Here is a 26,743-nt window from a genome sequence, read left to right as displayed (position 1 = left end):
TAAATGAAAAAAATATTAACGTTAGGCATGGTATTACTAGTGGGTGTGGTATTAGCTGCATGCGGTAGTTCCAGTGCTGAAAATGGTTCGAATGATACCGTCACTATTGGCTATTTTCCAAACATTAACCACGTAGCCGGCATGGTGGCTGAAGAGAAGAATTTATATTCAGAGACGTTACCTGATGGTACTGAAGTGAAATATCAATATTTTCCTGACGGATCAGCGTTTATGACAGCTCTTGAAACGGGAGATATTGAGGCAGGACTTGTAGGGCCAGGACCTGCAATGAATCATTTTACAAGCGGGGCTAAAGTAAGTGTCGTTGCCGCTGGATCAACAGGTGGTACTGTCATCATGGCACGCCCAGATGCTGGGATTGAATCTCCGGAAGACTTAGCAGGAAAAACATTTATTTCACCACGTGTTGGTTGTACACATGATGTTCAGTTTGAAGCATTAATGAAAGGTGAATATGGAATGACATCTGACCGTGTTGGTGGTGAGATGAAGCACGTAACAGGTAAACCAGCTACTTATTCTAGCATGTTTAAAACGGGGAATGTCGATGCGGCTACTGTTCCAGAACCTTGGGCATCATTTATTGAGGAACAGGGAACGGGTGAAGTGTTAATTGATACACCTGATGTTGCATATGGTGAAACCTTACCAGCAGCTGTTTTCGTAACATCTAATGAGTTAATAGAAAATGATCCTGAACTAGTTCAAAGCATTGTAGATGCACACAAGAAAGCGACAGAGTTTATTCAAAACAATCCAGATGAATCAAAAACGATTGCAATAGATAAGATCAAAGAAATTACAGACCAAGAGTTATCTCGTGAGGTCATTGACCGTGCATGGGAGCGTATCACATTCACGTATGAAGTCAATGGAGAAGTACTTCAAGATTTCGCAAACTCTTCACATGACTTAGGATTCTTAGACGAAAAACCAGATTTAACAAATTTAGTTGATAAGAGTTTTATAGAATAAATAAAAAAAGAAACGCCTCAAACTCCAGCTGTCGCCTGCGGAAAGGGAGGGCATTTCTTTTTAAAAGATTAAGAAAGTATAAAATCTGTACCATAGACTACTGTTCTATGGTACTTTTTGTATGGATAATATTTTAAGAAACTTATTTCTTGATAAACATAATTCATTGGAAACGCTTCGTTAATAAAAACATTTTAACAGTTTAGAGTTATAGACAATGTAGAATTTTAATCATCTTCACCAAAACCTTCTTTAATATTCTCATGTCCACAGTGTCGGCATGTTACGTATGCATAAGCATTATCTCCGTCTTCCCAAGGAAGAGTTAAGTCGCTACCAGACAACGAACTTTGACAACTTTCACATGTATTCATTATTTCACCTCCTAATATACTATTAATTAACACATGCAGTTGCTTTTGTAAGCGTTTTTTTATTACATATTCTACTCTATGCTCTTAACCATTTCCATATCTCTTGTGGTGTAGCATTTTTACCATAAATTAAAATTCCCACTTGGAAGATCTTACCCGCTAGCTTCATGAAGATCCAAATACTCACGATTAGAATCGCAAGACCAATTAAAATTTCAACCCAAGGCCACTCATCTAATACAGCTAATCGCATGAGCATGACAGCTGGTGACGTAAACGGTATATACGTAGCAATCTGTGCTATTATTCCACTCGGATTGCTGAAAATAGGTGCGACTAAGAAGAATGGAATGAATGGTAACATCATCACTAACCCTTGGAAGTTACCGCTAGTAGAAGCATCTTCTATAGTTGCTCCAAGTCCTACAAATAGTGCCGCAAATAACAAGTACCCTAATATCGCAATCACTAGTAACAACAATGTCTCTGGTACAAATAAATATTCAAGGACTGGAATGTCATCAAGTTTCCAAAGTGCAAAGGGTGTAACAAGTGCAATCCACACACCTACTTGTAGAAGCCCGAGACTGAAATACCCCAAGATCTTACCTTGCATTAGTTCAACAGCTGTTACTGACGACAATATAATTTCGGCGACTTTATCTTTCTTTTCTTGTGAAGCGCTTTGGAAGATCATCATACCTGAGATCACAATTGAGAATAAGACAAGCCCTGCAAAAATGCTAGGAATAGCCTGCTCATACGGGAATCCACCAGCCTCTTCCATTGGAATAGTTTCAGTCTCTTCCTTAACACTTGCTTCCTCGTAATTTACTGGCTGCTGAACTAATTGCATTTGTTCAGTCGATAATCCAGCCATTTGTAGCTGTGCTTGCTTAATTGGCTGCTGTAAAACATTCATCTCATTTTTAAACGATTGATCGACGTCATCTCCAACCATATACCTGACAGTACCGGTATTTAACGTGTCTTCGCTAATTTGAATGTACGCAGCGTCTTCTTCTTCACTAAGCGTTTTCTTCATTTGCTCAGGCCCATTATCCGTTTCGATAACTTCCCATGAAACAAAATCACCTTCAGAAATGACAGGTTGGATTGCTTCATACACCCCAACTTGATCATTAAAGTAAACCGTGGTAGCCTTTTCTTCTTCATCACCTAAGTTACTTAAAAAGGTTGGTGCTGTTGCAAAAATCACAAATAGTAAAGGTGTTAAAAATAATGAAATGATAAACGATTTGTTCCTTGCGTTACGCTTAAATTCCCACTTAGCAACTTTAATACTATTACGCATGGGTAGCACCTACTTCCTCAGCTAATGATTGGTCTGTTGCAATATCTACGAAAATTTCATGTAAGGACACGCGGTCAACGGATAACTCTTGTACGTCAAGTGACTCTGGGAGCTGTTTTAACCAGTTTGTCGCTTGAACATCGTGAGTTAAATACAATACTGAAATATCACCACTTTGTTCAACTCGTGTGACTTCTGGAAGCCCTTCAAGTGTTGCCACTTCATTTCTGCCACGAATCGTACATTTAAAGTTAGCGTATTCTCTTTTGACATCGTCCATTGAGCCGTATATGACTTTTTCACCTTTATTAATCATAAATAAGCGATCGCACATTTCTTCAACAAGATTCATTTGGTGAGAACTTAGTAAAATGGCCGTTCCATTATTGGCAAGCTCTTTAATTTCATGTTTGAAAACATCCTGACTCACAGGATCTAATCCAGAGAACGGTTCATCTAATATTAAAAGCTCTGGTTCATGTATAATCGACCCGATAAATTGAACTTTTTGCCCCATCCCTTTAGACAGTTCTTCAACCGAGACATTTTCTTTACCTTTTAATCCAAGTCTCTCTAAATAATAGAGGGCACGTTTTTTAGCTTTTTCTTTTGGATAATCTTTTAAACTCGCAAAATAAAGAAGTACATCCATCACTTTTACATTTTTATAGAGGCCACGTTCTTCCGGTAAATAACCGATTTTATGACGCGGGATGTCACTTCCATTATGTCCGTGGAAAGTAACGTTTCCTTCATCAGGATACATAATTCCCATAATGTTCCGAATGGTTGTGGATTTACCCGCACCATTAGGACCAAGAATAGCCATAATTTCACCTTTATGCACATCGAATGAAATTCCTTTTAAAACCTTTGTGCTTTTAAATGACTTTTGTATGTTCTTAACGCTTAAGGCTTTTTCCAACTCTCTCTCTCCCCTTATTCTTATTTATTTTGTTAACATCAATGAGATCGTATTTTCTAGATTAAGTGTTTCTTTGTTTAACCACTTCAATTGATGTTGACTTAAATAATCTTCTAACTCAGTTTCATCATTCGTAATAACCGTTTTGCTTCCTTTTCGTCTTACTTCACCTGGTAGACTTTCGGTTGGAAGTGGGTCTACCATCCAATATTGAGTATATGTTTCGATGAGGGCTTCCTTATCTTTATAAGCTAAAAGATTACCGTCTTTCATGATCGCAACCATATCGGCAAGCTTTCGGATATCCTCAACTTGGTGAGTCGCTAAAATGAGGGTGCGTTCACCGTCCTCCATCCACTCTGCTAACAAATCTAAAAGAATGGTTTTAGATACAATGTCGATGTGTGAAGTCGGTTCGTCTAAAATTATGATTGGCGCATTTCTTGGAATGGTCAAGGCTAGTGCAAGCTTTTGCTGTCCACCTGGTGATAAATTCTTAAAATTTTTCTTAAGATTGACATCGAGATCTTTAACTATTCGTTTAAAAAGTGCTTCATCCCAATTAGGGTAAAGTGATGACACTAATTCTTTTAACTGCATTCCATTAAAAGGGTCATGCCCTAACTTGTTTTGTGGTAAATAGGCAATGTCTTGTTTCCAAGACTCAGTATGATTAACATAACTTCCTAATATACGAATATCTCCAGAGGTAGGTTTCACTAAGTTCATGATTGTTTTAAGAAGTGTACTTTTTCCAGCACCATTACTACCAACTAAAGCCGTTACTAAACCAGGTTCTATATTTAAATTAAATGGCCCTAACTCAAAATCATCTCTTGTTTTTTGAAGATCCTTAACTTCAATTGAATAACTCACGATTCTCCCTCACTTTCGTCTAGTAATTGATTAAATAAACGTTTAACTTCTTTTTTAGAGTAGTTATGCTGGTATGCGGTCCCAATAGCTTTACGCAGTGCATTAGCAACCGTGTCCTCTTTAATTTCCTTTTTTAACGAAACATTAATATCAGCAACAAACGTGCCTTTTCCTTGTAAAGTCTTAATAAAGCCTTCATATTCTAGATTTTGATAAGCTCTCCGCGTTGTAATGACACTCACCTCCAAGTCTTTTGATAAAGCGCGAATGGAAGGGAGTGACGTGCCAGCTTCTAATTGTCCACTAGCAATCAAGGCTTTAATTTGATGTTCAATCTGGTGATAGATTGGTTCTCTAGATTGCTCGGATAATTTAATAGGTAATTCCAAGTCGCCCACTCCTTCCTATAATTCAAAGTCTTCTAATTTCAATTTAGAATTGGCATATCTAATCCAAGCCCAATTCGAAACCGGTATGATTAGTACTGAGATAATTGATACAACTAGTGGCCACTGATTGGCTATATCAATTGTTAGATTAATTAACCCATCATCGTAAAAAATATAAGTCGGTATTATCAAAATGGATAATGTAATCCATATACCTATGAAAATAAAAATCAATTTACTGTTTGTGACATTGCGATCCCCTAAATCACTTGCAGGGTAGATGGCGCTAAGGCTTAATCCTAAACTAGCCCACATAAGTGCAAAAGCTAAGTACCCTTCAATTGTAAAGACATTCTTAAGAATAGGTAAAAAGTATAAACCTATAAAAAATAAAACCAAAATCGGTAAAGCGTTGATATAGAAAATGATAAATCTACTCTTAATTAACGTACTGTTTTGAATCGGTAATTTGTGTAACATAAAAAACACTGGTGATGCATAAGTGTGAGAGCTAACCTTTTGATACTGGAAATCCTTTGGAGTCAACCAACCAAATCCCCAAACGAAAAAAGCAAAGTAAATGACATCTAACCCCCAGCCACCATCATCTATTATGGATTCATAAGTGGCATAACTGAAAACAAGTAATGCGGCTAGTAATAAAATTTGGTGTAAGATTCGATTAAACCAGTCAATTTTCCACTCGAACAAAGCGAGATTAATAGCTTCCTTCCACATATTTAATCCTCCTTATTAAGATAAGTCATAGTCTTCTTTTGATATTTTCTTTTGAAGATATTTAACCCAAAAAACTAAAGTTAATGGAATAAGTGTGATTGAAAATAAGGCTAACCAAAATGGATCATGATTGGATAAATAGATAATTAAGTTTATAAAACTTCCTCCATAAACGAAATCTCCAAGTTGAGTAATCAATGAAATGAATACTATAAAACTAAAGATATAGAATAGAAGTTTTCCTTGGGTCATCTGCCGAGTTCTTATATCACTCGCAGGTAAAAAAGAGCCGAAACTTAGTGAAAAACTAATCCAAAATAAGGAAAATACAAAATAAGAATAAGGTGTCATAACGTTTCTAATCGCAGGTGAAATATAAAATAGTATGAACAATAATATAAGTAATGGTGCTAAGTTTAAATAAAATAATAAGAAGCGGCTTCTAATTAATGTACTTTTATTGATCGGTAAATTCTGTAACATAAATAACACCGGAGAGGCATAATGATTTTCGTTAATTCTTTGGAGTTGAAATTCCATCGGTGTAGACCAACCGTATCCCAAAAGTAGAAATGCTATGAACAACATTTCGAATATTAGTATTGGTTCTTCAAAGTGTGCATCATTAAATACGGTTATCATATAAACGAAAAGCGTGATTAATGTAATAAATTGTATTAATAACCTGTTGGTCAATTTGATTTTCCATTCAAATAATGCTAAATCTAGCGCCTTTTGCCACATAATTTCTTTCACATCCTCAGGCTGTTATACTGTTTATATCTATATACACAGTATATACACCTCGTTTTTAAAAGTAAACAGTAAACTTTAAATTTATTTTAAAATGTTATAGGATAAGCGTTATGACAATAAAAGAGAGGTGTAATTCATGGCATCAAGATCTTCTCACTTGAGACTAATTCTGTTATTAGGTGCATTTACGGCGCTTGTTCCGTTAACGATAGATTTATATTTACCTGCTTTTCCTAAATTAGCAGAAGGGTTAAAAACTGAACCGTCATTAGTTCAGTTAAGTTTAACCACAAGCTTGCTTGGAATTGCATTCGGACAGCTTGTCATTGGGGCACTTAGTGACATTTTTGGAAGGAAAAAGCCGCTCATCATTGCCATAGGAATATATGTCATAGCATCAGTTGTTTGTGCGATTGCACCTAACATTTGGGTGCTTGTTGCGGCCAGGTTTGTTCAAGGATTCTCAGGTGCTGGTGGGATTGTTATATCTCGTTCGATTATTCGTGATTTATATTCGGGATCTGAATTAACGAAAATGTTTTCTTTATTAGTTTTAGTAATGGGTTTGGCGCCTATCTTAGCACCCATGATTGGTGGACAAATTTTATTATTTACTAGTTGGAGAGGCTTATTTGCTATTCTATCAGTTGCTGGGATCATATTAACGGCACTCGCAATCATAAAATTAAAGGAATCATTGCCTGTAAAGGAACGTTCTGAAGGCGGCCTTAGGAGTACCGTTGAGGTTTTTGTGAAGTTAATGAAGCATCGCCGTTACATGGGTTTTGCGTTTATACAAGGCTTTGCGGCTGCAGCCATGTTCTCTTACATTTCAGGGTCATCATTTATTTTGCAGGACATTTTTGCGTTGTCCCCGCAAGCTTACTCTATGATTTTTGGATTAAATGCACTAGGGTTTATCACCATGAGTCAAGTTGTTGGTAGGCTATCAGACCGAGTGCATGAAGAAAAGCTTTTAGTTATTGGGTTTTTAGTGGCATTAACAGGTGGTACGACACTCGTTTCGGCCGCATTTTTTGACGGGGGACTTATATTTGTAATTATCGGTTTATTTTTCATTACATCAAGTACAGGTATGATGAACCCAACGAGCTTATCTTTAGCGATGCAGACGCAAGATCGGAACGCAGGAAGTGCATCGGCTCTACTTGGCTTATTCCAGTTCGTGTTCGGAGCCACTGTCGCACCAATTGTAGGTGTATTTGGAACAAGCACGATTTTACCACTAGCAACGATCATCCTCGTCAGTCAGCTGTTAATTGTGCTAAGTTATATATTATTAGTGAAAACAAGGGAGGGGCATGTTATTGGAGCTTAACTATGAGGTTCAAACTCAAAACGGAACAACGACACTTAACGAGTTAATCCGAAACGAAAAGACTATCTTAGTATTCACACGTCACCTTGGTTGACCAATTTGCCGCCAATTACTCGCGCAGTTGCGTGAGCAGTATGAAGAAATTGAAAGTGAAGGTTATCAGATTGTCGCCGTTGCACCATCAAAGGCATCGTTTATTAAACAGTTCCTAGATGCATTTGGTCCGTATCCATTTGAAATTGTAGGCGATCCCGACCGACAAGCATTTAAAGCGATTAAAGCGAAAAGACCAGCAAAGATTATATTACTATCAAAAGTAGCCTTAGGCGTGATTACTCGGAGGCTTAAAAACATCATTCCTAAAGATGAAAAACAGGCTAAGTTTGTGAAGAAATCTATGACCAGTCAAGATGTCTACATTCAAGGAGCAACTCTTATTTTTGATGAGAACGGAGATTTGTTGTGGAAACATCTAGATGAATCCCCGGAAAAACATGCAAAGATAAGTAAAATATTGAACGTAATCAAAAGCTGACGTGAGGTCAGCTTTTTTTATTACAAAGGACTATTATTCTAAATTCTAGGCCTAAAAAACTACCTTTAAAGACCATACTTTTCTAAAAAGGGACCATTGCATTCAATTAAAGGACCAAACATGAGAAACTAAGGCCCATTAATAGGAGGAAATGCCCTAAAACAATTTATTACTAATCTAGTAGACTTACCGATAAAAAGTCATAGTTCAAGAGTTGAAGCATAAGTATAATTAGTAGGACAAGCTTGTTCTATTATTAAACTAAAAATTTTGAATTTTTAGTTAAGTTTTGTTAAAATAGTGAGAAAGAAGTCTAACTCTGTCATAAAATACATAAATATTGAAAGCGCATACATTTGTGTTGAGGGTTAGTCTTTGATACTAAAAAGGGAGGAATAATGATGACGTATGCTTTTCCAAACACAGATGGAGCTGTTGTAAATTTTAAGGACCGTTATGAAAACTATATTGGTGGGAAGTGGACACCACCTGTTAATGGTCAGTACTTTGAAAATGTAACGCCTGTAACAGGTAAGACTTTTACTGAAATTCCTCGTTCGACAAAAGAGGACGTTGAGCTAGCATTAGATGCAGCACATGCAGCTAAGGAAGAATGGAGCAAGACATCTGTTGCAGAACGTGCGAATATGCTAAATAAAATTGCTGATCGTATCGAAGAGAATTTAGAAATGCTTGCGGTTGCAGAAACATGGGAGAACGGGAAATCAGTTCGTGAAACTCTCAATGCAGACTTGCCTCTTGCAGTGGACCACTTCAGATATTTTGCTGGCGCTATTCGAGCACAAGAAGGGTCTCTTGGTGAGATTAATAATGATACAGTGGCATACCACTTTCATGAGCCAATAGGAGTAGTAGGACAAATTATTCCATGGAACTTCCCGTTACTTATGGCAACGTGGAAATTAGCTCCAGCGTTGGCCACTGGCAACTGTGTCGTATTAAAGCCAGCTGAACAAACACCTTCATCTATTTTAGTCTTAATGGAATTAATAGAAGACTTAGTTCCTGCAGGTGTCCTTAATATCGTCAATGGTTTTGGCCTAGAAACGGGTAAACCTCTAGCCCAAAATCCTCGGGTTGATAAAGTTGCCTTTACAGGTGAAACGACCACAGGACGTTTAATTATGCAGTATGCGTCACAAAACTTAATCCCAGTAACACTTGAATTAGGTGGAAAATCACCAAACATTTTCTTTAAAGATGTGATGGATCAGGATGATGATTTCTTAGATAAAGCGATAGAAGGCCTGGTTATGTTTGCGCTTAACCAAGGTGAGGTTTGTACGTGTCCGTCTCGTGCACTAGTCCATGAGGATATTTACGATGAATTTATGGAGCGTGCATTAAAGCGTGTTGCAGAAATTAATACAGGAAACCCGTTAGATCCTAATACGATGATGGGAGCTCAAGCATCAAGCGAACAATTAGAGAAAATCTTATCTTACTTAGATATCGGTAAGCAAGAAGGTGCTGAGTGTTTAATCGGTGGTGAGCAAAACATACAAGAAGGTGACATGAAAGATGGTTACTACGTTAAGCCAACAGTATTTAAAGGACATAATAAAATGCGAATTTTCCAGGAAGAAATCTTTGGTCCAGTATTGTCTGTCACAACGTTTAAAGACGATGCCGAGGCTATGGAAATCGCCAATGACACACTTTATGGTTTAGGCGCTGGCGTATGGACACGTGACATTAATAAAGCTTATCGTTTTGGCCGTGGTATTCAGGCTGGCCGTGTTTGGACAAACTGCTACCATGACTATCCAGCACACGCAGCATTTGGTGGTTACAAGATGTCAGGTGTTGGCCGTGAAAACCATAAGATGATGTTAAGTCATTATCAGCAAACGAAGAACTTACTGGTTAGCTACAGCCCTCAGAAATTAGGATTTTTCTAAGGCTGAACGAATATAATAGTAAAGGGGAAGCCTCTTGAATGGGCTTCCTTTTTTCAAAAGAAAGGCGGGATAAAATGGTTCAACGAGTAACCGCAACGGATGCTGCCTTAGAACTAATAGAAAAATTGAAAGGAAAACATGGCCCGATCATGTTTCACCAGTCTGGCGGATGCTGTGATGGCAGCTCACCCATGTGCTACCCTGATGGCGACCTCATTGTTGGTGATCAAGATGTTTATTTGGGTGAAATAGGTGGAGCACCATTTTACATTCACCGAAACCAGTTTGAATATTGGAAGCATACGCAGCTCATAATAGATGTGGTTGATGGTAGAGGCGGCATGTTTTCATTAGAAGGTGTTGAAGGTAAACGGTTCCTTACCCGTTCAAGAGCATTTACAGAAGAAGAAAATAAAGAACTACAATCTGAGTCTTAACCTGATCCTTAATGAAGGGTCAGGTTTTTTATTTTCTACCAAGAGTCCTGGCAAATCATCTATGATTTCAAAAAAGGGGCTTATCCTCCCGAGTCAATAGTTTTGCAATTATAAGATTACATACGTACAATATTATGAATAAGGTACAAAAAGAGGTGATTTGCGGTGGAAATGATGATGTATGTTGTAACCTTAATGGTACTTATGGCAGCCGCATTCTTATTATATAAGGGGCTTAATCGATTGTTTGTTCATCGGAAAAAAGCATTAAACCTTAAGGAGAACGATTCGAGACATATTAATTCGAAATAAAGCACATTGATTGAAATTCAGATTGAAATATATAATAATGACCCTGATGCAAAATGTTGGAGGTCGTCATATGAAGATTGAAATTTGGTCAGACGTTGTATGCCCGTTTTGTTATATCGGCAAAAGACGTCTTGAAGAAGCCATGAAACAATTTGGACAGGAAAATATTCAAATTCATTTTAGAAGTTATCAATTAGACCCTAATGCTGAAAAAGGTGGTCATTCAGATATTCATGAAATGTTAGCAACTAAGTATGGTGTGCCATATGAAGAAGGAAAACGGATGAATGATCAAATGGCTGAACAAGCGAAAACAGTAGGTTTGGACTTTAACTTTGATCAGGTTATTCCTACTAACACTGAAGATGCTCATCGATTAAGCCATTTTGCTAATCAGCAAGGTAAAATGTATGACATGATGGAACGCTTAATGCGTGCTTATTTTACAGAAGGTAAAGATGTAGGAGATCATCAGGTGCTAGTGGATTTAGCCGAAGAGGTCGGTTTAAACCGAGTAGAGGCGCTTGAAATTGCAGAATCAGCTAAGTATAAACGAAAGGTTCAAGCAGATCAGCATGACGCATCTCAAATTGGAGTTCAAGGAGTTCCTTTCTTCGTATTCAATGAAAAATACGCAGTATCTGGGGCGCAGCCGACTGACGTATTTTTAGATGTATTATCAAAAGTACACGAAGAAGAGAAAAAACAGCCAAAAATTCAAGTTCTCAATAACCAAGCTAAAACTGAATACTGTGACGATGGTTCTTGTCAATCGTAAGAAAACTCCTCGGCTTAGTTCGGCCGTGGAGTTTTCATTTTTGATTAGATTCGATTTCCTGTTTAAGTGGTTCAAACCCACACGAGGCCGTTGCTTCTGCGATAACTTCATACCCGTACTTGTTCGGGTGAAGCCTGCCAAAATTAAATAAGTGCTCCCCGCCATATATGAAGTAAGAATAAATATCAACAAATTGCGTGCGTTCATCTCTGAAAGATAACAAAATGTTATTAAACCGTTGCACCCAGAAATCACTATATGAAAGGTGTGGAAAGGGATTATAAAGACCGATTAGTCGTATCATATAAGGAGTAGGATGCAGTGATTTTAAGTAATGTATTTCTGATAGGATCGATGCCATGTTTTGGTAAAACTCTACTGTTACTTCATCAAAAACGCTTGGGTCATAGGTATACATAAATGTTCTGTTAGCCTGAAGTAAATCGTTTCCTCCTGCAGTAATAGTTATGATGTTTGCCGTCATGAGTCGTGATTGAACTTTTTCGTCTTGTATTCTATATAATAAGTCTCCGCTTGTTATTTTATTTTTAGCAAAAACCTCTGTACGAACTGGAACTTGTAGTGTTTCAACAGCTCTTTGGGCATAGCGATTGACGAAGCCTTTTGAGAAGTAATTACCAATTCCAACTGTTAGTGAATCGCCAATTGCTTTATATACAATAAAATCATTCATAATCTCCCTCCTTAAGGGATCAATATAGGCAGACAACCTAGTGCTTGCCCAATTTTGGAATGGGGATTTCTCTTGTTAAATAAAAAAGCTGCCTCTTATCATTAAATGATAGAAGCAGCGGGCTTGCATGGGTTGTTACCATGTGTTTAGAAAAAGAATGGAAAGAAAATTCGGTTTAAGTTAAAAAATGGATAGCGGTAACGTCTGAACCTGCGGAATCTCCTAGGGTATCCGTACCCATAAGGTGAACCAAACCCAGGTCCATAACCATACCCCATACCATATCCTGGACCAGGCCCAAATCCAACATCATCAAAGCCATCTCCGCGTTCATTTTCCCCAGAAGGTACGAGCAAAGTCACGCCATCTTCGTCAAACTCATCAACAATCCCTTCAAAGGTTTGACCATCAACTGTTTCTACTTGTACGAGATATAAATGATGTTTTTGACATAGATCGAACATGTTTTTCTTATGGTGGTCTAATTGCTGGGACATAAGTTTAGAGTTAGTGTTTATATAGGGGTAATTCATCTTTGGTTGGTCTAAAAAGCTCTCATTCTTATAGTAAGAATGTTTTTTAGGGTTTTTTTGATAATTCATATTACTAATCCTCCTTTATTCCTCATAGCTAAAGTATTCAAAAAGTTGGGCTAATGTGCTTTACTCCTTTTACGAAATGTTTAGAAAAAATATTAATGGGGAACTGTTTAACAACACTCAAAAAGGAGGGTTAACATGGTTGATGAAAGAAGAGAAGAACAACGTATAAGGCATGAAGAACCGCATCGTACAGGAGCGACAGCTATAAAATGGATATCAATTCTAATCATCACCGTACTAATTCTATTTTTCTTAATTTATTATGTATTTCCGATGTTTAACACATCAAGTGATGACCAGCAGGAAAGCGAAAATGTTAATATAGAGCTAGACGTAGAGGGTGATTCTTCATCTGGTAGTGGTGACTCAGGTGGCCACGATTCATCTGGAGAATAAAATAGACGACTCATGAATGGGTCGTCTATTTTCTATTGTGGAAATTTCGTTTATAATTAAGTAATCATAGTTAAAGGTGGTACAAGAATGACTCAATCGGTTAAACAAGAGGTCCTCCAAGTTGGAGACATGTTAGAGGAGAATAAGTATAATATTGCCAGAAATATGAAATCTGAAGAAGAGGATACAGCAGAAGCACTAGAGCTTCGGGCCGAGTTAGTTGGTTTTTTTGCTAAAGCTTGTCATGCTTATGATGATAGCCTTAACGAAATGACTAGGTGGGGACAAAATACAGGTCACTGGGCTATTGAAAATGGAGCTGAATTATCCAGTGTGTTAGATAGAGTTGCTTTCTTAAGATTAACTATTTGGAACGAAGTCGAATCTTTTGTCATAGAGCAAAACTTCTCTGCATCAACAGTCTTTGCTTTAATACATAGGTTAGATCCGCTTATGGATGAAGGCATTCGCTCATTTACTTCAGCTTTTATTGATTCTTATAAATCAAAAATTCAAGAAGCTCATGACAATTTCTTAGTCTTATCAGCACCTGTCGTTCCATTAGGAAATGGAACCGCAGTGTTACCCGTTGTTGGTAATGTGGACACTGAGCGAGCAGAGATCTTACTTAATACTGCCCTTTCAGAAGCGAACCGCCAGGATTTATCTCAGCTTTTCATTGATTTATCAGCGGTACCAGTTATTGACACAATGGTAGCCAGTCACATTTTTAAAATAGTTGAATCGATGGAGCTAGTCGGAACGCACGCCGTATTAGTCGGAATTCGTCCTGAGGTTGCTCAAACAATGGTCAATCTAGGTGTTCGATTTGAAAAGATGGAATCGTATAGTACATTAAATCAAGCCTTAACTCGAAAGAAAGTTTATTAATAGAAAAAGTCCTAGAACGTGTTTGGTGGTCTAGGACTTTATTTCATATGAAACATTAATCATATTACGTTTGAATCCAATTTTTTCATAAAGTTTAATTGCATTTACGTGATCTAAATCAACGGCTAAAAATATATCCTCTTTTGATTGAGAAGATGCGTCTTGTATGACGTGTTCAATCAATTTTGTCGCAATACCTTGTCGTCTAGCTTCAGGCACAACGGCTACATCTTCTAATCTAACAAAGTTAGTCTCTTCAACAGCATCCCAAAGGATCGCGCCTTTAAGCTTCTCTCCTTCGAAAATGCAAGCCGCATCCATTCCAAACTCATTCAAATAATGCTTCAATTGATTTTGGGATTCGTGCCAATTAAATACGTTTTCAAAAAGTGTTGCCACATCAGGAATCAGTTGGTCTTCTATGGGTTTTACATCTAGATGGTGGTCTGAACTTTCATATTGGTTTAATTCATAGACCATTTCTAGTTGCTGACTAGTTTGCTTCCAACATAGCCCATCAATAGCAGCATTAGTTACGGTATTATTTGAAGGTGTTGTTATTCTTAATAGATTAAAAGGCGACTCCATCTGAAGTTTTGTTAGTATTTCTTTGACGTTTTTAATAGTATGGTAAGTTTCTAGAAATACGGGTCCGATGATATAAGCTTCGTCATCACCAACTTCATGTAAATAACCTGTAAACCCAATAGGTTTCAATTGATGTTCAATTACCTTAACGCAGTTATCAACCGTGTTGTTATATTCGCTAACCTCAGCCTTTAAAACATCCACGCTCTCAACCCTCGGATATCCAATCCATTGCGAAGGTTTATGGTAACTTAATTCACACAATTCATTAATAAATTCGTATTCTTGTTGTGTAACGGGTCTAATGTTCATATTTTCTCCTTAATTGAAACTTAAGTATATACCGAGGGTTGCAGCAGCAGTCACAATATTAGGTAAGGAAAACCATAAGGCATTGACCATCAAGTTATGACGATCTTGCTTGCTTTCATTGGTCGATGCATGATAATTGGCCCGGTTTCGGTCGCCACTCACAAATGCACCCGTTAGCATACCAGAAAATAATAAAGCCCCAACTCCGCATACTCCACTAACTAAAAACGTCAAATCTAAACTAGTTGTCACCAGTCCAGCAACTATAGCAATTAGTGACATAACTAAGCCATAAAATAATGCTTTATTCAATTTAATCCCTCCAAGATATGTATAAGACAATGGTATGTTATTTTCAGATAATGATTAACATTGTATATTGTTAACCATAGATTAGCAAATCGTGGAAAATGGGTGTCTGGATTAATATGAACGAATTGATTCATAAGTTTTTTATAAGTGAAGCCATAAAAGAAGCGAAAGCGTTTGGGAAAAGAGGGATCAGCCGATAGGAAGAGGAAAAAATGACCCTTAAACAGCGAAGGTCATTACAAGAGAACATGAATCATTTTACAATTCTATTATACCATAAATTTTAAAGAAAATTTAGACTACTATTTTTGCCTGTACCCCTTTACCATAGAGAGATACCATATGGGGAGGGATTTTGTGTTAGGTTTACAAAAAGATGAAGTGAAGTTAGTTCCACACAACCCAGAATGGAAGCAAAACTTTCAGCTAGAAAAAGCGCTATTAGAGTCGCTAGTTGGTAAACACATAGATGGTATTGAGCACATTGGAAGTACAGCGATTTATGGAATTAAGGCAAAACCGATGTAGACATCATGGTCAGTCTTAAACCATTAGACAACGCAAAGGATTTAGAGATGAGAACAATGCAAGAAGGTCAATATTTCAGGTTAAAAAAGCAAGAGGTGAAAGATAAAGTAGTCTTTGCCAAATTTCCTAAGATTGAAGAGGAGAATTATATAAAAACGCACTTCTTGCATGTTGTAGAGTATGACGGTAAGTGGTGGCACGAGCATTTACAGTTCAGAGACCGGTTAAATGACAACCCACAATTAGCTAAAGAATATGAACGGTTGAAAGTGAATTTAGCGGAGCAATACGTGAATGATGTTAAGTCGTACGCAGATCAAAAACTTAAATTTGTAAAATCCGTAATAGATTAATAAAAAGAGTCCTTCCAGATTTGAATCTGGAAGGACTTTAAATATTAGAGTTATAGAATTTATTAAATGAAGTTAAAACTAATTATTATAAACTCAGGCCTTTTGTTTTTATGCTGCAGCTTTTTCAGAAGGATTGATCAATCGGGATTGAACTAGCCTTTTTCTTACAGCTATACCAATCCAGCTTGCGAGGAAGGCTTTAATCAGACCTACCACAATGAACGGGTAGACTCCGGCATCAAGAGCTTCACCCCAGCCTAAACCAGTAACATATTTCAGTTGAATCATACCGAACAGTAAAATGACCACCATTCCAACGGTGTTAGCCACCATTGCCATCGTTAGCCGGAATGATGTGCGCTCAAGTATGTACCCCATTAAGAAGGCTGCAACTATGAAACCTATAATGTATCCTCCCGTTGGTCCAGTTAGAACCTCTGCTCCTGCATTAAACCCTGCAAATACTGGCAAACCAATAGCACCAAGTGTAGCATAACAAATCATAGCTAATGCACCTTGGCTGCTTCCTAGTATAGTTGCTGTTAACCCGACGGCAAGTGTTTGTCCGCTAATCGGGACTAACGGTAGAGGAACTTCAACTTGGGCTAAAACAGCAGTTATGACTGCAAAAACTACACAATTGATAAAAATTTTTAGATTTTTACTCTGATAATTCATAAGATCTCCTCCTATTGTTAACCTCTATTTAATTATAGGTTAACAAACATTGTGCGAAATTGAATAGTGATTTTTCGTATGATTAAATTTTAATTATATTGAACCAATACTATTTATCTAATAAAAAATATACTCCTATAGTTTCTAAGAGTTTTAAATAAACCATTATCGCTAACTAGAGGGACTAAATCTGGAAGGATTTTAAGTTTTAGGACTTATTTATTAGATATTGTATAAATGAAAGAGTTCTAGTGGAATAAACTCGCCTAGATGTTAAATAACTCAATTTTTTCATGAATTATCTGAATTTCGAATTATTTGTGAACATGAGAAAATATATTAATAGTAAGATTAAAAACTTCAGGGGGTAATTTTGGACATGAAAAAGTTTATGTTGTTATTAATAGCGGCTTTTATGATTAGTGTATTAGCCGCATGCGGTACATCAGAAAGTGAAGGAAGTAATGGAGATAGTGGTAATAGTGGTGACGGTGGTAGTGGCGAAGAAACGCCTACATACACAGTCGCAACTGATGCTAACTTCAAACCATTTGAGTATAAGAACCCAGATACAGGTGAAATGGTAGGGTTCGATATTGAATTATTGAGAGCTATTGCGGAAGATCAAGGGTTTAAAGTTGAATTCCAAACAATGCAATTTGATGGACTTCTAGCTTCAATGAGATCAGGTAAACACGACATAGGTATTGCTGGAATCTCAATCACAGAAGAACGTAAGGAATTCATTGATTTCTCAGACTCTTACTATGATTCTGGTTTAATTTTAGCTGTTCCACAAGATTCAGATATTGAATCAATTGAAGATGTATCAGGTAAAAACGTTGGGGCTCGTCAAGGGTCAACAAGTGAGAGTTATCTACAAGACAACACTGATGCAGAGATTACAGCTTATCCTGAAATCGTAACAGCTTATATGAATCTTGAGCGTGGTCGTTTAGACGCGGTGTTATATGACTTACCTAACGTTCAGTTTTATATTAAAGAACAAGCTTCAGACAGCCTGAAAACTGTTGGCGATGTATTAGAAGGTCAACCTTATGGTATTGCTATGCCAAAGGATTCAAACCCTGAATTACTTGAGTCTATTAACAAAGGCTTAGCTAATGTGAAAGAAAACGGAACTTATGCAGAAATTTACGAAAAATGGTTTGGTGAAGCACCGCCAAAAGAATAACCACTTAGACTAACAGAAATCAAGGCGTAACAAGTTTTACCTTGTTACGCTATTTTTCCTATTTAAGAAGAAAAATTTGTTAGACATAGTTTATAAAAAGGGAGAGATCTAACAACAATGATAGAAAGCTTTTTAGATTCAGCTTATTATAGATCACTTCCCTACTTATGGGAAGGTATTCAATTAACCTTATATATCACCGTAGTGGGTGTTTTCCTTGGTTTTATTTTGGGCTCCATTGCAGGGCTTGGAAGACTTTCTAAAATCAATATTTTTAGATGGATCAGTACCGTTTATGTAGAGGTAATTAGAGGTACTCCGATCTTAGCTCAGGTGTTATTCATTTACTATGGGTTAACAGCTGTTAATATTGGCGCATTAACATCTGCGATTATCGCCATTACGTTAAATGCCGGTGCTTATATTGCAGAAATTGTGCGTGGTGCCGTTCACTCAATAGACAAGGGACAACACGAAGCAGGCCGTGCCATTGGGTTAACAGAGAAACAGACAATGCGTTATATCGTTTGGCCACAAGCTTTTAAACGTATGATTCCACCTTTAGGAAACCAGTTCATTATCAGTTTAAAAGATACATCATTATTCTCGGTAATTGCTGTTGGTGAAGTACTTTATATGGCAAAACAGTATTATAATTCAACCTTTGAAATTTTTGAAACATTAATCATGGTTTGTATTTTTTACTTAATTATTACCATTCCAACATCAATTATTTTACGTAATGTAGAAAGGAAGCTTGATGTATAAATGATTACCGTTAAAGACTTACACAAATCGTTTGGTGACAATGAAGTACTAAAGGGGATCGATGCGGAAATAAAATCTCAAGAAGTATTATGCGTTATTGGACCTTCTGGCTCAGGTAAAAGTACGTTTTTACGTTGTTTAAATTTATTAGAAGATGTGACTTCTGGAGAAGTTGAAATTGACGGAGATGTATTAACGGATCCCAAAGTGGATATCAATAAAGTGCGTTCACAAGTCGGAATGGTGTTCCAGCACTTTAATTTATTCCCACATAAAACGGTTTTAGAAAACGTGACGCTTGGACCTGTTAAAGTTAAAGGCATGCCTGAAGCGGAAGCTAAACAATACGGAGCTAAGTTATTAGGAAAAGTGGGTCTTGGTGATAAAGCCGAGGCTTATCCAGAAAGCTTATCAGGTGGGCAAAAGCAACGTGTCGCGATTGCGAGATCACTCGCGATGGACCCAAAAGTCATGTTATTTGATGAGCCTACTTCTGCATTAGACCCGGAGTTAGTTGGTGATGTGCTAGAAGTTATGAAAGATTTAGCTAATGAAGGTATGACAATGGTTGTTGTAACACACGAAATGGGCTTCGCGAAAGAAGTTGGCGATCGCGTATTCTTTATGGACGAAGGTGTCATCATGGAAGAAGGCGATCCGAATCAAATCTTTGATAACCCACAAAACCCACGTACTCAATCATTCTTAAGTAAAATTCTTTAATTAAGCTAGCCGGTCAGCTTTACGTTGCTCGGTGAAATCATACCATTGTTTGGTGCTATCTGGGTGGTTGGCGTAGTAAACAACGCAACGAATCTGATCCTCAACGCATGGATCAATTTTCTCGTCTGCTCGTTGCTCCAGGCAATCAAACAATTCTTGGGGATCATGATCTTTAATTTCGTGTAGAGTGTAGATGTATAAATAGTAAACTAAGTTATAAGCCATTCGGTAACCAATGGAAGGGATTTGCTGGAACGTCGCTAGACCAGTCAAAAACCTAGCCCTTTCAGCAGTGCACTGAATGGCTTTAGCTAATTCATCAGGACGGAGCAAATGAAGATCCGCAATCTTAATCTTGGCACTTCTTAGTTTACGACGTTCTAAGTCTGTTAAATCAAGCTTAATGGACATGGAACCACCTCAGTTTTAGTTTCCTTAATCCTATATTATCCTTTTTTCCCAATTTAACACAATTGTAACAGAAAAATATGTATAATTATCTAAAAGTTTAATAATCGTCTGAAATTAGATTCAAATTGTTTTAAAAGAAAGATTAAAACTTGCAGGTAAACTCAAAAAAACCTGCAGGAAAAACATGTGAACCTGCAGGTAAGCTTTCTATAATGTTGGTCCTACGTACTTAGCTTTTGGTCTAAAAATGGTGTTATCTTGCCGTTGCTCTATTACGTGGGCAGTCCAACCAACTATTCGGCTAGCTGTAAAAGTAGCAGTGAACAACGATGAATCAATGTCTAGAGCTTTCATGACGGCGGCTGCATAATATTCTACATTCGTATAAAGGTTTCTTCCGGGTTTTAGTTCAGCTAGTACATCAATCGCAACTTGTTCTACTTTCAACGCTAACTCAAACCACTTGTCAGCTTTCTGATTTTCATGAACGATTTGTTTTAAAGCCATAGCGCGTGGATCCAATGTTTGATAGACCCTGTGACCAAAGCCCATGAGCTTTTCCCCACTTTTAACTTTATGCCGAATTAAATCTGAAATATCGTCAGATTGAGAAGCCTCATTCAAGAATTCTATAACCCCGCTCGGTGCACCGCCATGTAACGGACCTTTCATTGTGCCAATAGCTGATGCGATACTAGATGCTAAATCAGATTCGGTTGAAGTTGTGACTCTGGCTGAAAAGGTTGATGCGTTTAACCCGTGTTCCATGGTCAAAATCATATACGTTTCAAGTGGTTTAATATATTCTTGCTTAGGTTCCCTTCCTGTCACCATGTAATAGTAGTGAGCCACATGATTTAAATCACGTTGTATACTTGGAAATGATCTAACTCCTAATGCGTGCAAACGATAAGCGATTATACTTGGAATAAGAGAAGTAAGCTTAATCGAATCGTCAATAGAAGGCCTCTCATTAGATGTTACTTCTACAGCTGAAATGGCAGTTCTTAGTACATCAAGCATCTCTAGTGATGGTGGCAAGCTTTTGATGATGTTTTTTAAATGAAACGGTAATTCTCGATTGTCCTTAAATTGATCCTGAATCCATTTAAATTCTTTCTCATTTGGTAACTGACCGTACCAAAATAAGTATGCAACTTCTTCGAATGAACGAGATATGGCAAGGTCTTTAGCTGAGTAACCAGCATAGATGAGTTTCCCGCGCTCTCCATCAATTTTACTAAGTTTCGTTTCTGTGCACACAACTCCCTTTAGTCCTTTATAGATCATCTTCATACCTCCTTACATTGTCTACTTTTAGTATATGATGTAATATTAATTAATAAAATTAAATATATTTAATTAATTTAATTAAAAATATTAATGGTAGGTGCGAAATATGGAACTATCATGGATGAAGACGTTTGTCACGGTAGCGGAATTAGGGAATTTTCGAAAAGCATCTGAAGCTTTATATGTCTCCCAGCCAACAGTGACCGTTCATATCAAGTCTCTTGAAAAAGAACTCGGTGTGTCGCTTTTAGAACGTGGGAAACGATTTGTTCGGTTAACAGAAGAAGGAAGAATCTATTTAAAACAAGCACGTCAATTACTCGAATTACACCAAGAAGGGCTGAAGAAGATTCAGTCGTATGCGCAAGGCTATAGAAAAAGTCTAAAACTTGCCATCTCGCCACTCATAGCTGACACGATCATGCCTTTTGTTTTGAAGAAGTATTTAGAGAATCACTCTGAAGTTGAAATTTCTGTGGAAATTATGGAGTCTAATCAAATTGATGATGCTGTAATGAGTGAATAGGTTGATATCGGATTTACTTTACAAAAAACTAAAGATGATCAGCTGCATCAACATAAGCTCTACGATGATCCAGTTGTTCTTTGCGTACCACATGATGGGTTCGATGCTGAGGTGGCGCCTGGGCTAATGGCAGAGCACGTTCTACAGGATTATTACCTTCTAACGCACAATCATCCCGTTTATTGGGAGTCATTACTTTCTGATATTCAGACGCTTTTCCCACGCACCAAAACAATGAAAGTATCGCAGAACCATATTACGAAACGATTCATTGTTAGTGGACTTGGGGTGTCTTTTTTACCGAAGTCAACCATTAGAAGGGAAGTGCTGGAGGGCAGGATTGTGCAAGTAGATCTTCCTGAATTAAAATTACCAATTGTAAGTACATATGCTATCACGAAATACGATCATACGTTAGAAGCAGAATTTATAGATTTTGTGTCACAATTCCAGTTTCAATAAAAAGGGCTTTCGCGAAACCTCGCAAAAGCCTTTTTGTTAATCCATTTCAACTACATAGGATGTAAGCTCTTTAATTTTCCCGGATTTAAAGCTGTTGAGCTGATAAACGTCACAAAAGCCGTACTTTTTATCTTCGCCTTCATTGGTAGTGAAGGTGATCACACCATTCACAGAGGCAGCTGTTCCATGAGTGATCGTATGATGAATGTTTAATTTAAACGTGTCATTCGTGTTCATACCACCTAAAGCCTCTTTAAGTGCTTCTTTACCTACGATCATGTCATCGCCGACCATTTCCCATCGTACATCATCTGTTACACTGTTTAAAATAAACTCAAGATCACCCGTCATGAACGCTTCATTAAATTTTTCGAAGAATTGTTGGCGTTCTGTAGCCATACGATCACTCCTTTTACCAAAATTACTATTATTTTAGTTTAAGTTTTTAAACCAAACAGGTCAAATAATTAGGCATTTAGTATTCCTTCTAATTGAGCAAGGTATTTTTTTAAGATGTTGATAGACTCAGTGGGGTGCTTGTCTTGTAGTTCCAAACTATGATTAGCCCCACTCACTAGAGTCATATTTAAGTTAGGGTTATGCTCTAATTCAGAATAGCGTTCTTTTATATAACAAGGGTCTTGGTCTCCAATAACAACAAGGCCTGCAAATTCACTAATTTTAAGACAATGGAAAACATCGTCCCTTTGCAGAAGTGGGGTAAGCCAGATGCACAGTTGGGGTTTATAATCATCTACAATTTGAGATAAAGCTAGAGTTCCTAATGATTTAGAGCAAACCATCACTTCATCGTAAAATTGAACAACTTGATTAATGACTCGTTTGACATCTTGGCCCAACCCTTCAGCACCTATTTGTTTAAGCTGATTTTCCGAGTATGAATAATTCACATGAAGAACGTCAAACCCCTTACTCACAAACAAACCAGTAGAATAATAAAGTAATGGGGCCTGACTTGTATACCCAGCGCCAGGCAATACAATAGCAAGTTTGTGGCTTTTTTGTTTTAATAGCGTGTATGAGATTGATCGCTCCTCTGAGAATACATGATCTTTAATAAATTCCATATTTTTCAGTCCTTTTTATCGTTATTATACTACTATCTGAAATTAAAAAAAGAAGGTTTTTTCTATTATAAATCGAAGTAGGTTTAATAGAGAACTAAACAAACAGGAGGTTATTATGACACATCCAATTGATTTAGGTAATGATATGACGTTGATAGATTTATATGATTTAAGTATGCCAGAACGTACGGGGGCTTACGTCTTACACGCAGATGAACTGACGGTTGTAGAGACGAGTGCGAGCCCGTCTGTTCCTCACTTGTTAAAAGGGCTTGAAGATTTAAATCTTGACCCTAAAGATGTAAAGCACATTATTGTAACTCACATTCATTTAGATCATGCGGGCGGTGTAGGGCTCTTTTTAGAACATTGTCCAAATGCGACAGTTTACGTTCACCCAAAAGGTAAAAGGCACCTAGCAGACCCGGCGAAATTAATTGCAGGGGCTAAGGCAGTCTATGGTGATCAGTTTGATGAACTGTTTGATCCAATCGTACCTGTTCCTGAAGAACGTTTAGTGGAGAAGGGTGAGGGTGACACACTAGATATAGGAGGAAGAGTGCTTACGTTCTACGACTCTCCTGGTCATGCTAAGCATCACTTAAGTATCCATGATTCATTAAGTAACGGCATTTTTACTGGTGATACGATAGGGGTTCACTATCCTCAAGCAGAAGGGCTAAACTTTGTTTTACCATCGACATCACCAAATCAATTCGACCCTGACGCTATGCTAAAATCACTTAAGAAAATTGAAAACCTAAATGTGGATCAAATATATTTCGGTCACTTCGGTAGGTCTCGAGACCCGAAACATGTGTATGAACAAATCCGTTTTTGGTTACCGCGTTTTGTTGGGGTTGGGGAAAAGGTTTTTGAAGATCATCCTAATGCTTCTTTTGAAGAAAAAACTAAACTTGTAGAAGATGGTTTAAGCAATATTGTCACAACGCATCTAGTTGAACACAACATACCAAGCAGCCATACGGTTTATAAGTATTTAAGCTTAGATCTTCAAGTATGCGCCATGGGAATTGTAGATTATCTCTCTAAGAGTAAATAAATACTAGAAAAAACTTCGCACTGAGCGGAGTTTTTTATCTTTCGGTTAGTATCTCGCTATATAGGGTGGATTAAAAAGCGTTTTTTACTCCGTCGACAAATTTCACGGTAGATATATTTTTAAATGGGGTAGATCAACTGAAAAACGGGGTAGATATCCTTGTTGTTGGTATACCCCAAACGGAATAGCTTCGACATAATTTTTAAAAAAATATTGACAGTGATTAAAATTCAGATTATGATGGATAACATCACAAATTAAATAACGAAAACCGAAATATATATTCTTCTTATCCTGAGAGGTGGAGGGACTGGCCCTTTGAAACCTCGGCAGCGGGTCTGATGACGATCAGACACTGTGCCAATTCCAGCAAGTATGTCGTGAATGCTTGAAAGATAAGAAGAGCTGGGCTACATACACGATGGCAACCCTCTCTTCTTATTCCTATTGGATAAGGGGAGAGGGTTTTTTACTGTTTAGGAGGTACATAGATGATTCGATTTGATCAAGTCACCAAGTCATTTGACCACGAAGGAACATCATTTAAGGCGGTTAATCAGGTAGATTTAGAGGTTCAAAAAGGTGAAATCTTTGGCGTGATTGGCTTCAGTGGTGCAGGTAAAAGTACGTTAGTTAGGCTTGTGAACCAATTAGAACGACCGAGTTCTGGAAAAGTCTTAATTGATGGCCAAGATATGTCTCAAGTATCATCAGGAAAACTTCGTAGCATTAGGCGCGGAATCGGAATGATTTTTCAACATTTTAATTTACTCGAGACGAAAACGGTGTTTCACAATGTCGCATTTCCACTTACGCTTGCTGGGGCACCGAAAAGAAAAGTCAAAGAAAGGGTCAATGAAATACTCGAATTCGTTGGTTTAAGCGACCGCGCGAATCATTATCCTGACCAGTTATCTGGCGGGCAAAAGCAGCGCGTCGGAATTGCTAGAGCTTTAGCGACATCGCCAAGTATTTTACTTTGTGATGAAGCAACATCTGCTCTTGATCCTGAAACAACAAAATCCATTCTTAATTTATTAAAAAAAGTTCGTGATGAATACAACATAACTATTTTAATAATTACGCATGAGATGAATGTTATTAAGGAAATTTGTGACCGAGTAGCCGTGATGGAGGATGGAAAAGTGGTTGAAGCGGGATCGATTTTTAACCTATTTTCACAACCAAAACATCCGACAACACAAAAATTTGTTCAGACAGTGATGAATGACGAAATACCAAAATCTATTTTAGACCAAGTTGAAACACGCTATATCTACCGTGTGACGTTCACGGACGGATCAGCAAGTCAGCCGGTTTTATCCAATGTAGCGAAACAATTTGACTTAGAAGTGAACGTGCTTTACGGCCAAATTACGGAACTTCAGGACTCACCGTTCGGGAATTTAATCGTCGAATTCCAAGGTGATGATGATGAGATCCAAAGAGCATTAGAATATATCAAACAACAAGTGATCATCCAGGAGGTGAAGTCAGATGGACGTTAATATTATTGAAATGTGGCCAAGAATTGCTGAAGCAACAAATGAAACGTTACTAATGGTGTTTATATCTCTAGCTCTAGCATGTTTAATTGGAATACCACTCGGCATTGCGTTAGTCGTTACTCGAGAGGGTGGGCTTATAGAAAATGGACCTGTTTTTAATGTACTCAATGTCATTGTAAACATATTTCGGTCAGTCCCATTCATTATCTTACTCGTTGCCATTTTGCCAGTTACTAGATTCATAGTAGGAACATCTATTGGGACTGCGGCGGCTGTCGTTCCGCTTGTGTTTTTCTCAGCACCATTCGTCGCAAGACTAGTTGAAAGTAGTTTGCTTGAGGTGAATACAGGTGTGGTTGAAGCGGCTCAAGCGATGGGTGCGACCAACTGGCAAATTATTTATCGAGTTCTAATACCTGAAGCATTAAGCTCAATTACTTTAAATTTAACGATTGCAACAATCGGACTAGTTGGGGCTTCAGCTATGGCTGGCTTCGTTGGAGGCGGTGGCCTCGGTGACTTAGCGATTGCATACGGTTATCAGAGGTTTGAAACAGATATTATGATTGTGACGGTCGTACTACTCGTTGTCCTTGTGCAATTCGTTCAAATGATTGGAAACTTTTTATCAAAAAAACTACGAAGATTATAACTTTAGGG

The 26,743-nt window shown here is 37.6% G+C and carries 33 protein-coding genes, 1 pseudogene and 1 riboswitch; of the genes and pseudogenes, 18 read left to right on the top strand and 16 right to left on the bottom strand.

The window, feature by feature from the left end:
- Positions 1-3 precede the first annotated feature (3 nt).
- The gene (locus ACFSW4_RS08060; RefSeq protein WP_054752779.1) at positions 4-996 is read left to right on the top strand and encodes an ABC transporter substrate-binding protein; all 993 of its coding nucleotides are present in this window, start codon (positions 4-6) and stop codon (positions 994-996) included.
- 227 nt (positions 997-1,223) lie between these two features.
- Here the strand turns inward: ACFSW4_RS08060 and ACFSW4_RS08055 are convergent, their stop codons facing one another.
- The 7 genes from ACFSW4_RS08055 to ACFSW4_RS08025 form a co-directional block, all read right to left on the bottom strand.
- Entirely contained in the window at positions 1,224-1,370 is a 147-nt protein-coding gene (locus ACFSW4_RS08055) for a hypothetical protein (protein WP_279401457.1), read from the bottom strand.
- A 76-nt stretch (positions 1,371-1,446) separates the two neighbouring features.
- Positions 1,447-2,685, bottom strand: coding sequence for an ABC transporter permease (locus ACFSW4_RS08050; RefSeq protein WP_377328569.1), 1,239 nt, complete (start codon positions 2,683-2,685; stop codon positions 1,447-1,449).
- A complete protein-coding gene (locus tag ACFSW4_RS08045; protein ID WP_054752778.1) occupies positions 2,678-3,610 on the bottom strand; it encodes an ABC transporter ATP-binding protein in 933 nt (310 codons plus the stop codon). The genes ACFSW4_RS08050 and ACFSW4_RS08045 overlap by 8 nt, the downstream gene beginning before the upstream one ends.
- Positions 3,611-3,634: 24 nt before the next feature.
- Positions 3,635-4,486, bottom strand: a complete 852-nt coding sequence (locus ACFSW4_RS08040) for an ABC transporter ATP-binding protein (RefSeq protein WP_054752776.1) — start codon at positions 4,484-4,486, stop codon at positions 3,635-3,637.
- Positions 4,483-4,875 carry a GntR family transcriptional regulator gene (locus ACFSW4_RS08035; protein WP_377328567.1) on the bottom strand — a complete coding sequence of 131 codons (393 nt, stop codon included), beginning with the start codon at positions 4,873-4,875 and terminating at the stop codon, positions 4,483-4,485. The genes ACFSW4_RS08040 and ACFSW4_RS08035 overlap by 4 nt, the downstream gene beginning before the upstream one ends.
- Positions 4,876-4,890: 15 nt before the next feature.
- On the bottom strand, positions 4,891-5,613 hold the full coding sequence (locus ACFSW4_RS08030; RefSeq protein ID WP_377328565.1) for a hypothetical protein: 723 nt from the start codon (positions 5,611-5,613) through the stop codon (positions 4,891-4,893).
- Positions 5,614-5,628: 15 nt separating this feature from the next.
- Positions 5,629-6,357 (bottom strand): hypothetical protein, encoded by a 729-nt coding sequence (locus ACFSW4_RS08025; protein WP_377328563.1) that lies wholly within the window; start codon positions 6,355-6,357, stop codon positions 5,629-5,631.
- A gap of 148 nt (positions 6,358-6,505) precedes the next feature.
- Here ACFSW4_RS08025 and ACFSW4_RS08020 point away from each other — a divergent pair, with 148 nt between their 5' ends.
- The 6 genes from ACFSW4_RS08020 to ACFSW4_RS07995 all read left to right on the top strand — a co-directional run bounded on the left by ACFSW4_RS08020 (position 6,506) and on the right by ACFSW4_RS07995 (position 11,692).
- On the top strand, positions 6,506-7,708 hold the full coding sequence (locus ACFSW4_RS08020) for a multidrug effflux MFS transporter (RefSeq protein ID WP_377328561.1): 1,203 nt from the start codon (positions 6,506-6,508) through the stop codon (positions 7,706-7,708).
- Positions 7,709-7,805: 97 nt separating this feature from the next.
- A complete protein-coding gene (locus ACFSW4_RS08015; protein WP_279401486.1) occupies positions 7,806-8,243 on the top strand; it encodes a peroxiredoxin-like family protein in 438 nt (145 codons plus the stop codon).
- 401 nt (positions 8,244-8,644) lie between these two features.
- Complete coding sequence (exaC, locus tag ACFSW4_RS08010; protein ID WP_054752767.1) at positions 8,645-10,165, top strand: acetaldehyde dehydrogenase ExaC; 1,521 nt, start codon at positions 8,645-8,647, stop codon at positions 10,163-10,165.
- A gap of 74 nt (positions 10,166-10,239) precedes the next feature.
- A complete protein-coding gene (locus ACFSW4_RS08005; RefSeq protein ID WP_377328559.1) occupies positions 10,240-10,602 on the top strand; it encodes a DUF779 domain-containing protein in 363 nt (120 codons plus the stop codon).
- 165 nt (positions 10,603-10,767) lie between these two features.
- Entirely contained in the window at positions 10,768-10,914 is a 147-nt protein-coding gene (locus ACFSW4_RS08000) for a hypothetical protein (protein WP_279401451.1), read from the top strand.
- Positions 10,915-10,984: 70 nt separating this feature from the next.
- A complete protein-coding gene (locus tag ACFSW4_RS07995) occupies positions 10,985-11,692 on the top strand; it encodes a DsbA family oxidoreductase (RefSeq protein ID WP_377328557.1) in 708 nt (235 codons plus the stop codon).
- A 34-nt stretch (positions 11,693-11,726) separates the two neighbouring features.
- Here the strand turns inward: ACFSW4_RS07995 and ACFSW4_RS07990 are convergent, their stop codons facing one another.
- Positions 11,727-12,386: a GDSL-type esterase/lipase family protein gene (locus tag ACFSW4_RS07990; protein WP_377328555.1), complete on the bottom strand. Its 660-nt coding sequence runs from the start codon at positions 12,384-12,386 to the stop codon at positions 11,727-11,729.
- A 146-nt stretch (positions 12,387-12,532) separates the two neighbouring features.
- Positions 12,533-12,988 carry a hypothetical protein gene (locus ACFSW4_RS07985; protein WP_377328553.1) on the bottom strand — a complete coding sequence of 152 codons (456 nt, stop codon included), beginning with the start codon at positions 12,986-12,988 and terminating at the stop codon, positions 12,533-12,535.
- Positions 12,989-13,123: 135 nt separating this feature from the next.
- Here ACFSW4_RS07985 and ACFSW4_RS07980 point away from each other — a divergent pair, with 135 nt between their 5' ends.
- Both ACFSW4_RS07980 and ACFSW4_RS07975 read left to right on the top strand, forming a co-directional pair.
- On the top strand, positions 13,124-13,384 hold the full coding sequence (locus tag ACFSW4_RS07980; protein WP_054752763.1) for a hypothetical protein: 261 nt from the start codon (positions 13,124-13,126) through the stop codon (positions 13,382-13,384).
- A gap of 87 nt (positions 13,385-13,471) precedes the next feature.
- Positions 13,472-14,275, top strand: a complete 804-nt coding sequence (locus ACFSW4_RS07975) for an STAS domain-containing protein (protein WP_377328551.1) — start codon at positions 13,472-13,474, stop codon at positions 14,273-14,275.
- Positions 14,276-14,305: 30 nt separating this feature from the next.
- Here the strand turns inward: ACFSW4_RS07975 and ACFSW4_RS07970 are convergent, their stop codons facing one another.
- Both ACFSW4_RS07970 and ACFSW4_RS07965 read right to left on the bottom strand, forming a co-directional pair.
- Positions 14,306-15,175 (bottom strand): GNAT family N-acetyltransferase, encoded by an 870-nt coding sequence (locus tag ACFSW4_RS07970; protein WP_377328549.1) that lies wholly within the window; start codon positions 15,173-15,175, stop codon positions 14,306-14,308.
- 9 nt (positions 15,176-15,184) lie between these two features.
- The gene (locus ACFSW4_RS07965; RefSeq protein ID WP_054752754.1) at positions 15,185-15,487 is read right to left on the bottom strand and encodes a DUF5316 domain-containing protein; all 303 of its coding nucleotides are present in this window, start codon (positions 15,485-15,487) and stop codon (positions 15,185-15,187) included.
- 342 nt (positions 15,488-15,829) lie between these two features.
- On the opposite strand from ACFSW4_RS07965, the pseudogene ACFSW4_RS07960 reads away from it, so the two are divergent.
- A pseudogene (locus ACFSW4_RS07960) lies at positions 15,830-16,368 on the top strand (GrpB family protein).
- Positions 16,369-16,476: 108 nt separating this feature from the next.
- On the opposite strand, the gene ACFSW4_RS07955 reads toward ACFSW4_RS07960, so the two are convergent.
- A complete protein-coding gene (locus ACFSW4_RS07955; RefSeq protein WP_054752752.1) occupies positions 16,477-17,046 on the bottom strand; it encodes a biotin transporter BioY in 570 nt (189 codons plus the stop codon).
- A 379-nt stretch (positions 17,047-17,425) separates the two neighbouring features.
- Between ACFSW4_RS07955 and ACFSW4_RS07950 the strand changes: the two genes are divergently transcribed.
- The 3 genes from ACFSW4_RS07950 (at position 17,426) to ACFSW4_RS07940 (ending at position 19,732) form a co-directional block, all read left to right on the top strand.
- A complete protein-coding gene (locus ACFSW4_RS07950) occupies positions 17,426-18,241 on the top strand; it encodes a transporter substrate-binding domain-containing protein (protein WP_377328547.1) in 816 nt (271 codons plus the stop codon).
- A gap of 117 nt (positions 18,242-18,358) precedes the next feature.
- The gene (locus ACFSW4_RS07945; RefSeq protein WP_377328545.1) at positions 18,359-19,009 is read left to right on the top strand and encodes an amino acid ABC transporter permease; all 651 of its coding nucleotides are present in this window, start codon (positions 18,359-18,361) and stop codon (positions 19,007-19,009) included.
- Complete coding sequence (locus ACFSW4_RS07940; RefSeq protein WP_054752749.1) at positions 19,010-19,732, top strand: amino acid ABC transporter ATP-binding protein; 723 nt, start codon at positions 19,010-19,012, stop codon at positions 19,730-19,732.
- Here ACFSW4_RS07940 and ACFSW4_RS07935 read toward each other — a convergent pair whose 3' ends face one another.
- The gene (locus ACFSW4_RS07935; RefSeq protein WP_377328543.1) at positions 19,733-20,143 is read right to left on the bottom strand and encodes a helix-hairpin-helix domain-containing protein; all 411 of its coding nucleotides are present in this window, start codon (positions 20,141-20,143) and stop codon (positions 19,733-19,735) included.
- 207 nt (positions 20,144-20,350) lie between these two features.
- The gene (locus ACFSW4_RS07930) at positions 20,351-21,433 is read right to left on the bottom strand and encodes a citrate/2-methylcitrate synthase (RefSeq protein WP_377328541.1); all 1,083 of its coding nucleotides are present in this window, start codon (positions 21,431-21,433) and stop codon (positions 20,351-20,353) included.
- A 109-nt stretch (positions 21,434-21,542) separates the two neighbouring features.
- On the opposite strand from ACFSW4_RS07930, the gene ACFSW4_RS07925 reads away from it, so the two are divergent.
- Together ACFSW4_RS07925 and ACFSW4_RS07920 are read left to right on the top strand one after the other, a co-directional pair.
- Entirely contained in the window at positions 21,543-21,962 is a 420-nt protein-coding gene (locus tag ACFSW4_RS07925) for a LysR family transcriptional regulator (protein ID WP_279401442.1), read from the top strand.
- A 6-nt stretch (positions 21,963-21,968) separates the two neighbouring features.
- Positions 21,969-22,424, top strand: coding sequence for a substrate-binding domain-containing protein (locus ACFSW4_RS07920; RefSeq protein ID WP_369404856.1), 456 nt, complete (start codon positions 21,969-21,971; stop codon positions 22,422-22,424).
- Between the two features lie 36 nt (positions 22,425-22,460).
- On the opposite strand, the gene ACFSW4_RS07915 is transcribed toward ACFSW4_RS07920, so the two are convergent.
- Positions 22,461-22,823, bottom strand: a complete 363-nt coding sequence (locus ACFSW4_RS07915; RefSeq protein WP_054752747.1) for a nuclear transport factor 2 family protein — start codon at positions 22,821-22,823, stop codon at positions 22,461-22,463.
- A 68-nt stretch (positions 22,824-22,891) separates the two neighbouring features.
- Entirely contained in the window at positions 22,892-23,512 is a 621-nt protein-coding gene (locus ACFSW4_RS07910; protein ID WP_377328539.1) for an alpha/beta family hydrolase, read from the bottom strand.
- Between the two features lie 115 nt (positions 23,513-23,627).
- Between ACFSW4_RS07910 and ACFSW4_RS07905 the strand changes: the two genes are divergently transcribed.
- The 3 genes from ACFSW4_RS07905 to ACFSW4_RS07895 all read left to right on the top strand — a co-directional run bounded on the left by ACFSW4_RS07905 (position 23,628) and on the right by ACFSW4_RS07895 (position 26,735).
- The gene (locus ACFSW4_RS07905; protein ID WP_377328537.1) at positions 23,628-24,575 is read left to right on the top strand and encodes an MBL fold metallo-hydrolase; all 948 of its coding nucleotides are present in this window, start codon (positions 23,628-23,630) and stop codon (positions 24,573-24,575) included.
- 286 nt (positions 24,576-24,861) lie between these two features.
- Positions 24,862-24,977, top strand: a riboswitch (SAM riboswitch).
- Positions 24,978-25,066: 89 nt separating this feature from the next.
- Positions 25,067-26,083 carry a methionine ABC transporter ATP-binding protein gene (locus ACFSW4_RS07900; protein WP_054752745.1) on the top strand — a complete coding sequence of 339 codons (1,017 nt, stop codon included), beginning with the start codon at positions 25,067-25,069 and terminating at the stop codon, positions 26,081-26,083.
- Positions 26,073-26,735 carry a methionine ABC transporter permease gene (locus tag ACFSW4_RS07895; protein WP_054752743.1) on the top strand — a complete coding sequence of 221 codons (663 nt, stop codon included), beginning with the start codon at positions 26,073-26,075 and terminating at the stop codon, positions 26,733-26,735. Before ACFSW4_RS07900 ends, ACFSW4_RS07895 begins: the two co-directional genes overlap by 11 nt.
- Positions 26,736-26,743 lie beyond the last annotated feature (8 nt).

It is taken from the genome of Piscibacillus salipiscarius (assembly GCF_042685285.1).
GTDB lineage: Bacteria > Bacillota > Bacilli > Bacillales > Alkalibacillaceae > Piscibacillus > Piscibacillus salipiscarius.
Note: the sequence above shows the minus strand (reverse complement) of the source record. Positions and strands in the feature narration are given on the sequence as shown.